This is a genomic window from Massilia sp. DJPM01 (assembly GCF_030348125.1).
Lineage (GTDB): Bacteria > Pseudomonadota > Gammaproteobacteria > Burkholderiales > Burkholderiaceae_D > Telluria_A > Telluria_A frigida.
Genome location: NZ_JAQOZV010000019.1, coordinates 20,409 through 35,413, shown reverse-complemented (window position 1 = coordinate 35,413; position 15,005 = coordinate 20,409). Strand labels below are relative to the sequence as shown.

Here is a 15,005-nt window from a genome sequence, read left to right as displayed (position 1 = left end):
TCGCTCATCAAGCCAGCTTGATGCGCATGTCGTTCGCCTTGGCCACCTGGGAAGCGCTGCCGCCCTTGATGACTTCATCGAGCAGTTCGCGTGCACCTTCCTTGTCGCCGATTTCCTGATAGGCGATGGCCAGGTCAAGCTTGGTCTCCATCTCCATCTGGACCGCCGTCAGTTCGCCGACCTGCACGTCGCCGGCGCTGCCGATGTCGTTGAAGTCCGGCAGTGCGGTGGTGTCGGCGCTGCCTGCGGGCAGGTCGAGGTCGAGCGAGTGCATGTCGAATTCCGGCACGGCGTCAGCCTTGGCGCTCTTGGTATCGGCGCCGAACGGATCGTCGTTGGCCAGGCTAGGCACGGCGCCCGGCGTGGTCGATTGCGGCAGGTCGAAGTTCATGCCGTCGAGGTTGAAATCGTCGTCCGCAGGCGCCTTCGACAGTGTCACCGCGGCCGCGGCCGCTGCCGGCGCCGGTGCATTGAAGTCCATGTCGAAGTCCATGTTCGGCGTCTCCGCCTTGACCGGCTCGACGTGCACCGGCGCTGCCGCTGGCGTGTCGAACGACAGGTGATGCTCGTCCATGACTTCGGCGGCCGGCGTCACCACCGGCGCGCTTGGGGTGACTGGCTCGAAGCTCAGGCCGCCCAGGTCGAAATCGAGGGTGTGCTCCTCGGCTGCCTTGGCGACTGGCGCGACCGGTGCCGGTGCAGCTGGCGCGGCGCTGGTGTCCTTGCTCAGGTCGAGGTCGAGGTCCATCAGTGCGCTGTGCGGACCGTTGTCGATTGCCGAAGCATCGAACTGGTCGGCCGGATCGACTGGCTGGCTGGTCGCGGCGGCTGCGCTGCTGCCGGCGCTGGCGTACAGCGGGTTCATCGCATCGATCGACAGGCCCAGTGCGGCCGCTTGTGCCCACTCGTCGCCCTGGCCCTTGGTCATGCCATACAGTTCGCTGGCCTGGCTCTCGAACGCGCGCTGATCCTTGCGGGCGGCGTAGATTTCCAGCAGTTTCAGGCGGACCGGATAGCGGTCGGGATGGGTGCGCAGCGCTTCCTTGAGAATCTCTTCAGCCTGGGCATCGCGGCCGTAGGCGATGTAGACGTCGGCTTCGGCGACCGGATCGACTTCATTGGTGTCGAGCTGGCTGGCCGATGGGGCGAAGCTGGAGTTGAACACGCTGTTGTTGGTGTCCACGCTCTGGCCGCCGGTTTCGGCGAACAGGGAGTGCGCCTGGTCGGTCGGCGCGCCGAGGATCGACGGCTCCGACGGATTGCGCTCGACCTGCTTGCGCTCGCGCCATTTCGACAGCCCGAACAGGCCGGCCAGCAAGGCAACGATGGCAGCGATCACGAGGACGATGTTTTCCATCAACATGTCGAAGAAGCTGGGCTCCGGCGCTGGCGCAGCCGGCTTGATCACCGGTGTCGGCGCAGGCACGACGGCCGGCACTGGCGCTGCCACAGGCGCATCGGCCACCACTGGCGCTGGCGTCACGGCCGGCGGGGTGACAGCCGGGGTCACGGCGGCAGGCGGCGGCACTGGTACGGCCGCTGGCGGTGGCGGCGCGACCACCGCAGGCGTGGCGGCCGGCGCAGGCGTGACCGGCGGCTTGGCGCTGACCACTTCCGTGATCGGCGTCTTCGGCGCGGTGGCGCCGGCGGCGGCCTTGCTCTTGACCGTCATGATCTTTTCGAGATCGCCAACGTTCTTTTCCAGTTCCTTGACGCGCTTGGTGGCGTCGGCCATGGCTTTTTCTTTGGCGATCTTGTCTTCCGCCGTCAGCGCGCCGGTTTTGCCGGCGGCGTCGGTCGCGCCAGTCGCTTTCGACAGCTTGAGCTGGTCTTTCGATTCGTTGGCAGCGGTTGGACGCTCGGCCACCTTGGCGGTGATCTTGCCGGCGGCGCTCTGGGTCTTTTCAGGTTCCTTGTCGGCCGAGCCGCTGGCGACCTGGCCGGCCAGCTTGTTGCGGTACGCGTTGAAGTCGGTGGCATGGGCCACCACGACGCCGCGCGCTTCGCCTTCGGAACCCTTGATCGATGCCGCCTCGGGCACCGCCAGGATCTGGCCCGACTTCAGGCGGTTCATGTTGTTGCCTGCAAAGGCGTCCGGATTGGCGCGGTACAGCGCAACGAGCATCATGTCGAGCGAAATATCGGCCGGCTTGATCTGTGCTGCGATCTTGCCCAGCGTATCGCCACGCTTGACCTTGTACTCGCTGTCGCCCTCGCCCTTGCCGGCGGCGCGCTGCGGCTCTTGCGACGGCGCTGCCTTTGGCTCGGCTTTCGGTTCCGCAGGCGCGTCGGCAGGCGGCTTGGCGGCAGTGGCCGCACCCGTCTTGCCGCCGGCCTTGGCGCCGGCTTTCGCATCCGCCTTGGCGCCGTTGCGGTTACCCTGCGACAGCACGTCGACCGGCGCGGATACTTGCGCGGTCTGGGTCGAACGCATTTCGACAGGATCAAGCAGGAAAGTGTATTCACGAACCAGTCGGCCCGAGGAGCCCCAGTTCAATTCGAGCAACATATCGACGAACGGTTCGTTGACAGGTTGCGAAGAAGTGACTTTGATGAACTGGCGGCCACCGCGCTGCTCGACGCTGAAACGCAGCGACAGCAGGGCCGGATTGAAATCGATATTGGCTTGACGGAAGGCTTCCGCCGGGGCCAGCTTGGCGGTCATACCGCCCGCTTCGTCATTGGCAACCGAGGTCAGTTCGATCTCTGCGTTCAGGGGCTGGCCGAGTGCGGACAGTACGGTCAGTTTACCGAGACCCGCCGCGTATGCCGAGGTGGACAGAAACACCGCACTGGCGACTGCGCCTGTGAGGGATTTCAACGCGAACGAAGTGAGCTTGGAGCGAGTGTTTAAATGCATAGTTGGCGGCATCATGAGTTGACGGGGGAGAAGGCTGGTTTCCCGGAGGTCTCAACATATCATCATGCACTAGAGCATGCAAGTTTTTGGAGCAACTATGTCGGGCAGTTGCTCACTAAATACGCAATTTCGCGCTTTCTGTAACAGCTCGGTCAGAACCGCATTCATGCCGCTATGTCAAGTACCTTGCAAGATATAACAACTGAATTATCAAGAAGTATACGAAAAACCGGGGTAATGGTGGCTAAAAACGCAAGTTACGCACAGGCCACCGCTGCGTGCTGTGCACCGACTGCATGCACAACACGCCATTCTACACGTATTTACTTATCGAGAATAATCCGCAGCATGCGGCGCAGCGGTTCGGCCGCGCCCCACAGCAGCTGGTCGCCCACGGTGAAGGCGGACAGGTACTCGCCGCCCATCGACATCTTGCGCAGGCGGCCGACTGGAATGGTCAGGCTGCCCGTGACCGCCGCCGGCGACAGGTCGCGCATCGACGCTTCGCGCGTGTTCGGCACCACCTTCACCCACTGGTTATTGGCGGCGATGATGTCGTTGATCTCGTCCAGCGGCACATCCTTTTTCAGCTTGATGGTCAGCGCCTGCGAGTGGCAGCGCATCGCGCCCACGCGCACGCACAAGCCATCGACCGGAATCTCGCTGCTGCCGAAGGCGGCGCCCAGGCCCAGGATCTTGTTGGTCTCGGCGCCGGCTTTCCACTCTTCCTTCGACTGGCCGTTGCCCAGGTCCTTGTCGATCCACGGAATCAGGTTGCCGGCCAGCGGCACGCCGAACTGCTTGGTCTCGTCAGCCGACATGCCATGCTGGGTCGCCAGCACGGTGCGGTCGATTTCCAGGATGGCGGCAGCCGGGTTGTCCAGCAGCGCTTTCACCGATTGATTGATGGTGCCGAACTGGGTCAGCAGCTCGCGCATATGCTGGGCGCCGCCGCCGGAGGCCGCCTGGTAAGTCATGGAACTCATCCAGTCGACCAGCTTGTGCTGGAACAGGCCGCCCAGGCCCATCAGCATGCACGACACGGTGCAATTGCCGCCGATGTAGTTCTTCACGCCGCGCGTCATCGCATTCTTGATGACGTCGAGATTGACCGGGTCGAGCACGATGACGGCATCGTCATTCATGCGCAGGGTCGAGGCGGCGTCGATCCAGTAGCCGTTCCAGCCGGCTGCGCGCAGCTTGGGGAACACCTCGCTGGTGTAGTCGCCGCCCTGGCAGGAAATGATGATCTCGCATTTCGACAGCTCGGTAATGTCGGTTGCGTCTTTCAGGGTAGTCTCGTTCTTCGCCATCGCAGGCGCTTTGCCGCCCGCGTTCGACGTTGTGAAGAACACAGGTTCGATGTGGGCGAAATCGCCCTCGTCCTGCATGCGCTGCATCAGGACCGAACCCACCATACCGCGCCAACCTACCAAGCCAACTAATTTCATCTTCTTTCCTCGTTAATGTAAGAGACTGCTTTACCCAAGCGCCTTGACCACTGCATTGCCCATTTCCTCGGTACCGACCCTGGTGGTACCGGCTTCAAAAATATCCCCGGTGCGCAAGCCCTGCGCCAGCACCTTCTTGACCGCGGTCTCGATGCGCTCGGCCTGCTCGGTTTTACCGAGCGAGAAGCGCAGCATCATCGCGGCCGACAAAATCGTCGCCAGCGGATTGGCGATGCCCTTGCCGGCGATGTCGGGCGCGGAACCGTGCGAAGGCTCGTACAAGCCCTTGTTGCTGGCGTCGAGCGAGGCCGATGGCAGCATGCCGATCGAACCGGTGAGCATGGCCGCGCAGTCGGACAAAATATCGCCGAACATATTCCCTGTGACCATGACGTCGAATTTCTTCGGCGCGCGCACCAGCTGCATGGCGGCGTTATCGACGTACATGTGATCGAGCTCGATGTCCGGATATTCCTTGTGCACGTCGGTGACGATGTCGCGCCAGAACTGGAACGTCTCCAGCACATTGGCCTTGTCCACGCTGGTGACGCGCTTGCTGCGCTTTTGCGCGGCCTGGAAGGCCACGTGCGCGATGCGGCGGATTTCCGTTTCGGCGTAGCGCATGGTGTCGAAGCCTTCGCGCTCGCCCTTGAACGGGCCATCCGGGCATTCGCGCACGCCGCGCGGCTTGCCGAAATAGATGTCGCCGGTCAGTTCACGGATGATCAGGATGTCCAGGCCCGATACCACTTCGGGCTTGAGGGTCGACGCCCCGGCCAGTTCCGGATACAGGATCGCCGGACGCAGGTTGGCGAACAGCCCCAGTTCCTTGCGCAAGCCGAGGATGGCCTGTTCCGGGCGCAGCGAGCGCTCCAGGGTGTCGTACTTGAAGTCGCCGACGGCGCCGAACAGCACCGCGTCGGCGCTCTTGGCCAGCGCCAGCGTGGCCGGCGGCAGCGGGTGGCCGTGGGCGGCGTAGCCGGCGCCGCCGACGTCGGCGGTTTCCATTTCAAATTGTTCGCCAAGGACGTTCAGTACCTTGACCGCTTGCGCCATGATTTCAGGGCCGATGCCGTCGCCCGGCAGGATTGCAATCTTCATGTGATCTCTTTTGTCGTCAGATAATGCATGGGGTTCAGATGACGTTGGCCAGCCAGGGCTGGGCCGCCAGGTGGCGCTCTTCGAAGGCGCGGATCTCGTCCGCGTGGCGCAAGGTCAGGCCGATGTCGTCCAGGCCATTCAACAGGCAGTATTTGCGGAACGGGTCGATCTGGAATTCATACGTGAGCGAACCGTTGCTCGTCGAGATGCGCTGCTGCTCCAGGTCCACCACCAGGCGAAAGCCCGGGAACGCCTTGACTTCGTTGAACAGGTGCTCGACCTGCGACTCGGTGAGGACGATCGGCAGCAGGCCGCTCTTGTAGCAGTTGTTGAAGAAGATATCGGCGAAGCTCGGTGCGACGATGGCGCGGAAACCATACTGGTCGAGCGCCCACGGCGCGTGTTCGCGCGAGGAGCCGCAGCCGAAGTTTTTGCGCGTGAGCAGGATCGAGGCGCCCTGGTAGCGCGCCTCGTTGAGTACGAAGTCGGGATTGAGCGGACGGCTGCTGTTATCCTTGCCCGGCTCGCCGTGGTCGAGATAGCGCCATTCGTCGAACAGATTGGGGCCGAAGCCGGTACGCAGGATCGACTTGAGGAACTGCTTGGGGATGATGGCGTCGGTGTCGACGTTGGCGCGGTCGAGCGGGGCCACCAGGCCTTCGTATATCGTAAATTTATCCATGGTCTTTTGCAGTGTGGGCGCGCCCCCGCCTGGGCGGGAGCGACGCGGCGGTCCGCGGAGCCGCCTGTTATTTTTTGCCGGCGCCGTCTATTTTCTGGCCGACTTTTTGAATGTCCTTGCCAAGGCCCGATACGGTGTTGCAAGCGGCGAGCAGCAGTGCGATGGCGAACAGGGCAAACAGCTTTTTCATTACAAACTCACTGACGATGGATGTTAGCGCAGTGCGCGCACGTCGACGAAATGGCCGGTGATGCCGGCCGCCGCCGCCATGGCGGGCGATACCAGGTGGGTACGCCCGCCCTGCCCCTGGCGACCTTCGAAATTGCGGTTCGAGGTCGAGGCGCAGCGCTCGCCCGGCTCAAGCCGGTCGGCATTCATGGCAAGGCACATCGAGCAGCCTGGCTCGCGCCATTCGAAGCCCGCGTCCTTGAAAATCTTGTCCAGTCCTTCGCGCTCGGCCTGGTCTTTCACCAGCCCGGAGCCCGGCACCACCAGCGCCAGGCGCACGTTGGACGCGCGCTGCTTGCCGCGCACCACGGCCGCAGCCGCGCGCAAATCTTCGATGCGCGAATTGGTGCACGAACCGATGAACACCTTGTCGATGCGGATGTCGGCGATCAGGGTGTTGGGCTGGAGGTTCATGTAGACCAGCGCCTTTTCCATGGCGTCGCGCCGCACGGCGTCTTTTTCCTGGTCGGGATCGGGCACGCGGCCATCGATCGAGGTGACCATTTCGGGCGAGGTGCCCCAGGTGACCTGCGGCTTGACGTCGGCGGCGTTGAGCAGCACGACCATGTCGAACTGGGCGCCCTGGTCCGAATGCAAGGTGCGCCAGTAGTCGACCGCGCGGTCCCAGTGCGGACCGGCCGGCGCGTAGGGGCGGCCCTTGACGTAATTGATGGTGGTGTCGTCCACGCCGATCATGCCGGCGCGCGCGCCCGCTTCGATCGCCATGTTACAGACCGTCATGCGCCCTTCCATCGACAGTGCGCGGATCGCGGCGCCGCCGAATTCGATGGCGTAGCCGGTGCCGCCGGCGGTGCCGATCTTGCCGATCACGGCCAGCACGATATCCTTGGCGGTCACCCCGGCCGGCAGCACGCCGTCGACCTGCACCAGCATGGATTTGGATTTCTTGGCCAGCAGCGTTTGCGTTGCCAGCACGTGTTCGACTTCGGAGGTGCCGATGCCGTGCGCCAGGCAGCCGAAAGCTCCGTGGGTGGAGGTGTGCGAGTCGCCGCATACTACCGTCATGCCGGGCAAGGTGGCGCCCTGCTCCGGACCGATCACGTGCACGATGCCCTGGCGCTTGTCGTTCATGTTGAAGTAGGTCAGGCCGTAACTCTTGGAGTTGGCGTCCAGCGTTTCGACCTGCAGGCGCGAGGTGGGGTCAAGGATGCCGTCCTTGCGGTCGGTGGTCGGCACGTTGTGGTCGGCCACCGCCAGGTTGGCCGAATTGCGCCATAGCTTGCGGTTGGCGGCGCGCAGGCCATCGAAGGCCTGCGGGCTGGTCACTTCATGCAGCAGGTGGCGGTCGATGTAAAGCACCGTCGTACCGTCGTCGTCGGAACGCACGATGTGCGATTCCCAGAGTTTGTCGTAGAGCGTTTTTATCATGATGGAAGGTAGTAGGCGACTGCATGAATCAAGTACCGCATTTGATTATGCCATATTTGTGCAGCGCAGTAAGCCTTGCCCCATTTTGATACTTTCGCAGTTTTCGATACGCGTTTCCTGAAGTTTATTCACCGAATGTATCGTGTCAGCGAACGAAGCCATCGTCACTGGATCAGCGCCAGTGATCCGATGAAGGCGCCGGCGCGCGCCATCGATGCCGGGGCGGGATCGGCGTCGGCCGTTACGATATACACCGTGGAGCCCACCACGAGCATTCGGATCAGGCGCTGCCCGGCCTTGATGTCGCGTCCGGGGTAGCCCTTGAATATCAACTCCATCGGCGGCACGGTCATGACGTCGTTGAGTCCGAGCAGGGTTGCCTGCAATTGGAGCATGACCGTCTCGGGATCGGCGGGCGCCGCGCCCAGGTCGAGCACCTGGACCCGGTAGTTTTCGCTGTGTGCGAATGCACTGAATTGGCGCATGCGGACCGCACCCATACGTTGCAGCACGTTGGCGCGGACGGCATCTTCGTCCGGCTTGATGGGAAACGCGATCGTCATGGCGCCGTCGGGCGAGGTCCAGAACTGGCCGGCGAGCGGCGCGCCGGCTTTGCCTGCACTGCCGGCAGGCGCGGCTTGCCACGTCCCGGCATCGCCGGCGCGCTCGGGCTGCGGCGCGGAATGTGCACGCCCGGCCTCATCGCGCAGCGTCGATTTTGTTCCCTGCGAGACCAGATACGTAAGGATGAACAGCCAGGCGCCCACTTTGACCAGGGTGGAATTCGGACCCGTCGCGGGGCCGTGGGCGTTAGCGCCGTCAGTGCCTGGAATCAGGCAGCAGACGATTGTCGTGCCGAGCCAGAACATGGTCCACATCAACTCCACGAGGTGCTCGCCTCCCACGAAGCCCCCGATAAAGATGAGCAGGACGACGCCGGCCAGCCAGGCGCCGCTCAGGTTTACGTCGTGCAGGCGCAGCACCATCAAGCGCATCATCCAATACAGTACCATGAGGCCGGCCGCAACGACCGGAGTGAGCGCCACCCACTGGAATTGCGCCGAAAGCCGCAGGCCAACCGCGAACAGCGCGCCCAGCGCGACAAACAGCGGCAGGCTGCAGGCCAGCGCGCGCATACGGCCTACGCGGCCCTGCATCGACAAGGCGAACAGCGACGGTTCGGGGTCCATGTGAACCGATTCCGCAGATTCCGCGTGGACGCGCATGCTTTCCGCTTCGCGCACGCGGCGCTGCGCTGCGGCGGGATCTGTTTTTTCCAGGGCAACCGGGGCGCGCGGTGCCGCGGGAGCGGGAATGGGAGCGGGAACGGAAACAGGGGCCGGAACGGCGGCGGCGCGCGCCTGGGCCGCTTTGGCCAGAGTGGCGTCGATACTCTTCCTGATCCACGCCACGCGGTCGCCGGCGATGTCGAAGGTACGGTCGCTCAAAGCGACCAGGATGCCCGCGTCGGCATGCAGCATGCGCACCACCTCCGCGCCCGACAGCGTCGCAATGGCGCCGCCATGATGCCGCTCGACCCGCTCGCGTACTTCCGAGATCAGGATCGATTGCCCGGTGGCGCCGGCGCTACCGGACAGGTGCAGCGTGATGCTGCTGGCATCGCTGCCGGGCGGCTGGATGACCGGGACGGAAAATTTGGTATTAACGAATTTTTCCCATGCCGGATTCAACGATCCGTCCGCCTGCGCGGCGCTAAGCACCTGCTCGAAATCTTGCGACATCTAATAACAACTTTCAATGTAAGGATAGCGGGAGCGCGCCTCCGCGGCGCGATGGCGCGCGGCTTGCCTACAGCAGCGTGCTCAGCACGAAACCGAACAGCGTCTTGACCAGAAAGAAACCGAACTGCAGGAAGATCAACAGCCCCGCGCCCACCTTGACCAAGGTGGAATTGGGCGAGGGAACACCGCCATAGTCGTTCTCGCCATCGGTACCTGGAAGCAGGCAGTAAACGAGCATGAATCCCAACGAGAAAATAGTCGACGCCGCAACCAGGAACACCGCCATGCCGGTGGCGCCCATGAGCATCATGGCCGCGATAAATCCGATCAGCCATTTGCCGCTCAAGTTCAGATCGTGCATGCGCAACACCATCAGCCGTATGGGAAAATACAAGGTCACGATGAAAAGCAGGCCGCCGACGACATACATGACCCCGGCCCCGTCCACTTTGATTCCGCCCAACATCGCCACCAACGCGCAGCCGTACATCATGACGACGATCGGTGTCGAGTAGGCCATTGCCCGGAGCCGGCCAATGCGGCCTTTCATCGACCAGCCGATCATGGCCGGCTCGTCGCCCGCTTCGCGCTGCGCGACGGCGCCGTTCCCCATGGAGGCCGCTGATACGCTGTAGACCCCGGCTTCCAGGGCATTGGTGCCGGCGCCGGCGGAAGCCGCGGCCATGCTGTACAGCTCGGCCGCCACCGGATTGATATTGACGCGACCGAGCAGCCATTGGTACACGGCGCGGTTTCGCTCGAAGGCGGCCGCCGGGGCACGGATCGTGATCGCCACCACGGTGCCCTCGATGCGCAAACAGGCCAGCAGGAAGCGGCTCGCGGCTTTGTCGCCGGCGAACGTGCCGCTAAATTCGGCGGCCTTGCCTTCGATGCGCTCGCCCCAGCCTTCGCCGTGAAGGTCATAGGCAGCGCCGTCCTGCGTCAGGCAGGGCATTTGCTGCTGCACCATGCCGACGCGGTTGCTCATCGACTGGGTCAGCGAGACGTTGGGACGCAGTGATCCGCTCAGTTCCAGCACCGTGCCGCCCTGCTTGTCCTGAAAACGCAGGCCACCGGGCGTGCTGCTTTCGCGCCAAGCGGCCGGCACGAACAAGGCCAGGCCGATGTTGGGCATGACGACGCTGCGCGGCTGGAGCGCGGCGATGTCGAGGGCGGCGACGGCAGGTCGGCGAACGCTGGCCCGAGCCGGTGGGGCCTTGTCGAGGATGACCGGCGCGCGCACCGGTTCAGTTGCGCGAGCAGGCACGGGGACAGGTGCGGGTGCGGGTGCGGGTGCGGGTGCGGGTGCGGGTGCGGGTGCGGGTGCGGGTGCGGCTGCCGATGCGGGTGCGGCTGCCGATGCGGCGGCCTGCGCCTTGGCTGCGGCCTTGGCCAGCGACGCTTCGATGCCCTTCCGCAGCCACTCGACCCGGTCGCTGGCGATGTCGAAGACGCGATCGCTCAAGGCGATCCGGATGCCGGCGTCGGGCTGGAGCATGCGCACCAGATCCAGCCCCCGCAGCGAGGTCAGCACGCTGCCTTGCAGCGGCTCGACCCGCTCGCGCACTTCCGCCATCAGGATAGAGCGCTTGCCGTCGCCCGCAGCATCGGTCAGATGCAATTCGGCGCTGCCGGAAGCCGATCGGACGGGAACGAAAAAATGCGTGCTCACCAATTTTTTCCAGGCCGGATGCAAGGATCCATCCGCCTGCGCAGCGCTCAGCACTTGCTCAAAAGTTTCCGACACCATCGATAAACGACTTTCAGTTAAAGTTTTCAAAAATAAACAAAAGATGCCATCCTGACATGTATTGCCAGGCGGCACAACTGAAATCTCGTCAATATGGGAAGAAAACCAGAAGCGCTGCCACGGAACGGGTCCGGCGGCAGCGCCCGGGGGGGACAATCAGGCGGCGACTTTGAGGGTGCCGCGGCAGCCATCCATGAGGAACGACAGGCCGACCACCAGTACCAGCTCGCCTTCGGCCGAGCGCGCGGTGCCGGTGATGCCGTCGACGCTGATGGCGGTCATCGGCTTGATCACCAGGTCGGCGGTACCGTCCACCGCTTCCACCGCGAGGATGTAAGGCTGGGGCGCGGCGATCACGATGCCGACTTTTTCGGAACAGGCTTCGTAGCCGAGCGAGCTTGCCAGCGAACGCACCGGCAGCGGGCGGCCCTGGTCCTTGAGCACCGGCGCGCCGCCGACGTTCATGAAGTTATCGGGCAGTTCGACCACGCGCTGGACCACCGCCATCGGCAGCGCCAGGGCGGCGCCGGAGGTCGACACCAGCATGGTCGGCACGATCGACAGTTCGATCGGCAGGCGGATCGCGAACTTGGTGCCGTGGCCGAGCGAGGAATCAATGTGGATCGCGCCACGGTTCTTTTCCACGGCGGTCTTGACCACGTCCATGCCGACGCCGCGCCCGGACACCGAGGACGCCACTTCCTTGGTCGAAAAGCCCGGCAGGAATACCAGCTGGTAGGCTTCTTCGTCGCTCTGGGCGCCGTTTTCGTTGATCAGGCCTTTTTGCACGGCCTTGCGGCGCAGCGCGTTCGGGTCCATGCCTTTGCCATCGTCCTGCAGCACGATCATGACGCTGTTCGCTTCCTGCCAGGCCTTGAGCGAGATGAAGGCCTTGGACGGCTTGCCGGCCGCGAGCCGGTCTTCGGGCGACTCGACCCCGTGGTCGAGCGCATTTCTGAGCATGTGCACCAGCGGGTCGTACAGGCTGTCGACCACCACGCGGTCGACTTCGGTCTCGGCGCCTTCGATGGTCAGTTCGACGTCCTTGCCCAGGTCCTTGGCCAGTTCGCGCACCAGGCGAGGGAATTTCTGGAACAGGCGTCCGACTGGCTGCATGCGCGTGGCCAGCGTGGCGCGCTGCAGTTCGGCCGAATAGCGCGAGGCGCGTTCCAGCGTTTCGGTCAGGGTCGCCATGAGGGTGGCGGCGGGACCTTCGAATTTGAATTGCAGCAGGCGTTCGAGCAGCACGGCGGCCTGGTTGGCGGCCTGCACCGACTCGCCGGCCACTTCGAGCAGGGCGTCAAGCTTGACGGCGTCGACGCGGATGCTGTCTTCCTTGGCGGGCGCGGAGGCGGCGCGGAATTCCTGCACTTTTTCTTCGCGCCGGTCGGCGCCGGCGTCGGCGCCGGCGTCGGCGCCAGCCGGTTTGGCGGCGGCAGGTGCGTGCGCGGCGGCGGCCACCACGGGAGCGGCTGCGGCTGCGGCTGCGGGAACGGCGGCAGGCTTGTCGGCCGGCGTGTAGGTACCGGCCGGCGTGACCGAGATGAACATGGCTTCCCAGTCGAGTCCATCGGAGCCGGGCGTGCTGGTGGGCGCGGCGGCTGCGACGGGAGCGGCTGCGGCCGGGGCGGCGGCAACCGCTGCGGGTGCCGGCGCTGCCACCGGGGCTGCCTTGGGCGGGGCGTCGCCCTTGCCTTCGATGGCGTTGACCAGGATGCGTTCGAGCGAGTCGGGCATCGAGGCCAGTTGTTCGGGACGGGCGCCGTTCGACAGGTCGGTCAGCTGGTCGGCCACGAAGCCGGAGGCTTGCAGCGCCGCTTCGATGGCGATCGGCGTGACCGGGGCGGCGCCGGTGCGCAGCGCGTCGAACAGGTTCTCGGTCAGGTGGCAGGCTGCCACCAGGGCTGGCAGGTTCATGAAGCCCGCCCCGCCCTTGATCGTGTGAAACGAGCGAAACACCGCGTTGAGCGTTTCCTTATTGTTCGGATCGCGCTCGAGGGCGAGCAGGTGTTCTTCTACGTTGACTGCAAGATCCATCGCCTCGACGACGAAATCCTTGAGCATATCGTCCATTAGAATCCCAGGTCGGCAAGTAAGTCGTCAACATTGTCTTGATCGAGTGCGACTGACGGGAACGATGGCCCCGACATCAGCGCTGGCTTGTGCAACAGTTTTTCGCGGACGGCCGGCGGCGCGTTATCGCGCAGCAATTCGGCCAGTTCGTGTTCCACCGTCTTGGTGATGATCACCACTTTCTTGATCAGCTGGCCGGTGATGTCCTGGAAGTCCTGGGCCATCATGATGTCGAGCAGGCGCGCTTTTTCCGCTTCGGTGGCGTCGGTGACGGCCTGGGCAAAGGCGCGCGAGTCGCCGGCCAGGGTCTTGAATTCGTCAATACTGAGCTTGCCCGCGAACAGGTCGGCCCAGCGCGTGTCCATGACCTTGGCTTTCTTCGACAGCACGTCCTGCGCCGGCATGCCTTCGTCGAGCGTATTGAGGACCTTGTTGGCGGCCTGCTCGGTCAGGCTGGCGACGTATTCGAGGCGGTCCTGGGCATCGACGATCTGGGTCGACGCTTCCGACAGGGCCTTGTCGTAGCCCAGTTCGCGCAGGGAGTCGTGCAGCAGGCGCACGATGCCGCCCAGGCGTTCGAACATGGGTTTGCCGTGTTCGTCGGTTTCGACGGCTCCTTCCGCTGCGGGGACGGCAGCGACGGCGGCTGGCGCAGCCACGGCGGCGAGCGCGGACTCGGGCGGACGGGTCGAAGCGACCTGGTCGAACAATGCTTCCATATCGTCTTCAGCAGCCGCGGCCGGCGCCGGCGCAACTGCGGGCGCCGGTTCGCTGCTGCGCTGCGCGGACACTTCCTCGAATAATGCGTCGAAATCATCAGCGGCGTCGGTCATAGTCCCTGCTTCTCCATGTTTGTAAGGTGTTCGCAATCAATCTGCTGGTGTCTGGTGGTGCCATGCAAGTTCGGGGTAGAGCATGATGCGCGGCAACATCGCCGGTTTACGCGAGTTTAGCAGCGTGCGGTGCCCTTGGTAAATCACTGTGCATGGGTCGCGCCAAAATGGCACGTGAAACTTGTGCCATCGCTAATGAAAACGTGACTTTGATGTGCAATTGACACTGTGGAGTGTTGTATTTCGTAAGCGCGGCGCTGCGGGCAGTGGCAATTCGCGCGCGCCCGGCAAAAAATGGGACATCAGCCGCCTCCAGCTTGCTTGTCGGTTTGATCAAGATCAAAGGTTTGCGTTCTATCAATCGTCAGAACGCGCACTACAATACAGAATACGACCTGCTGCGGGGAGAACTCATCATGTATCGGAAGATCCTGATTACGACAGATGGCTCGGCGGTATCGAAACACACCGCCTGTGCCGGCGTCGATTTCGCCAAACAGATGGGGGCCGATGTGCTGGCCCTCTATGTGGCGCCGGAGTACCAGTACCCGGTGTACGTGGAAATCATCCCGCCCTCCTATCCCAGCGAAGAGGAATATCTGGCGCAGATGCGGCGCGTCGGCCAGGAGCACCTCGATTCGGTCCTGCGGGCGGCGCAGGATGCGGGGCTGCGCTGCGAGGGCATGACGGCCTTTGCCGATGCCGCCGCGCTCAAGATCGTCGAGGTGGCGGAGCAGCGCCAGTGCGACCTGATCTTCATGGGTTCGCACGGGCGCAGCGGCTGGGGCCAGCTCTTGCTGGGCAGCGTGACGAACAAGGTGCTCTCGCACACCAGCAAGCCGGTACTGGTGCACCGGCTGATCAAGGAACCGGGAACCTAGCAGTTACCTAGCAGA

11 protein-coding genes are annotated in these 15,005 nt (G+C 63.9%); 1 reads left to right on the top strand and 10 read right to left on the bottom strand.

All coding sequences use genetic code 11. The features are described 5' to 3' along the window. Window positions 1-7: 7 nt before the first annotated feature. From PO883_RS14205 to PO883_RS14160, 10 genes are all read right to left on the bottom strand, one after another. A complete protein-coding gene (locus PO883_RS14205) occupies window positions 8-2,860 on the bottom strand; it encodes a FimV/HubP family polar landmark protein (protein WP_289310354.1) in 2,853 nt (950 codons plus the stop codon). A gap of 323 nt (window positions 2,861-3,183) precedes the next feature. Further along, window positions 3,184-4,311 carry an aspartate-semialdehyde dehydrogenase gene (gene asd, locus PO883_RS14200; protein WP_289310353.1) on the bottom strand — a complete coding sequence of 376 codons (1,128 nt, stop codon included), beginning with the start codon at window positions 4,309-4,311 and terminating at the stop codon, window positions 3,184-3,186. 30 nt (window positions 4,312-4,341) lie between these two features. Next, window positions 4,342-5,412, bottom strand: a complete 1,071-nt coding sequence (gene leuB / locus PO883_RS14195) for a 3-isopropylmalate dehydrogenase (protein WP_289310352.1) — start codon at window positions 5,410-5,412, stop codon at window positions 4,342-4,344. Window positions 5,413-5,446: 34 nt separating this feature from the next. Continuing rightward, the gene (gene leuD / locus PO883_RS14190; protein WP_167088473.1) at window positions 5,447-6,094 is read right to left on the bottom strand and encodes a 3-isopropylmalate dehydratase small subunit; all 648 of its coding nucleotides are present in this window, start codon (window positions 6,092-6,094) and stop codon (window positions 5,447-5,449) included. Window positions 6,095-6,161: 67 nt separating this feature from the next. Then, complete coding sequence (locus PO883_RS14185; protein WP_167088474.1) at window positions 6,162-6,284, bottom strand: entericidin A/B family lipoprotein; 123 nt, start codon at window positions 6,282-6,284, stop codon at window positions 6,162-6,164. Between the two features lie 23 nt (window positions 6,285-6,307). Next, on the bottom strand, window positions 6,308-7,711 hold the full coding sequence (gene leuC, locus PO883_RS14180; RefSeq protein WP_289310351.1) for a 3-isopropylmalate dehydratase large subunit: 1,404 nt from the start codon (window positions 7,709-7,711) through the stop codon (window positions 6,308-6,310). Window positions 7,712-7,875: 164 nt separating this feature from the next. Then, the gene (locus PO883_RS14175) at window positions 7,876-9,453 is read right to left on the bottom strand and encodes a DUF805 domain-containing protein (protein ID WP_289310350.1); all 1,578 of its coding nucleotides are present in this window, start codon (window positions 9,451-9,453) and stop codon (window positions 7,876-7,878) included. 67 nt (window positions 9,454-9,520) lie between these two features. After that, window positions 9,521-11,233 (bottom strand): DUF805 domain-containing protein, encoded by a 1,713-nt coding sequence (locus PO883_RS14170; protein ID WP_289310349.1) that lies wholly within the window; start codon window positions 11,231-11,233, stop codon window positions 9,521-9,523. 126 nt (window positions 11,234-11,359) lie between these two features. Further along, the gene (locus PO883_RS14165) at window positions 11,360-13,276 is read right to left on the bottom strand and encodes a chemotaxis protein CheA (protein WP_289310348.1); all 1,917 of its coding nucleotides are present in this window, start codon (window positions 13,274-13,276) and stop codon (window positions 11,360-11,362) included. Then, window positions 13,276-14,109, bottom strand: a complete 834-nt coding sequence (locus PO883_RS14160) for a protein phosphatase CheZ (protein WP_289310347.1) — start codon at window positions 14,107-14,109, stop codon at window positions 13,276-13,278. The genes PO883_RS14165 and PO883_RS14160 overlap by 1 nt, the downstream gene beginning before the upstream one ends. A 416-nt stretch (window positions 14,110-14,525) precedes the next feature. Between PO883_RS14160 and PO883_RS14155 the strand changes: the two genes are divergently transcribed. After that, window positions 14,526-14,990 carry a universal stress protein gene (locus PO883_RS14155; protein ID WP_289310346.1) on the top strand — a complete coding sequence of 155 codons (465 nt, stop codon included), beginning with the start codon at window positions 14,526-14,528 and terminating at the stop codon, window positions 14,988-14,990. Window positions 14,991-15,005: the final 15 nt, after the last annotated feature.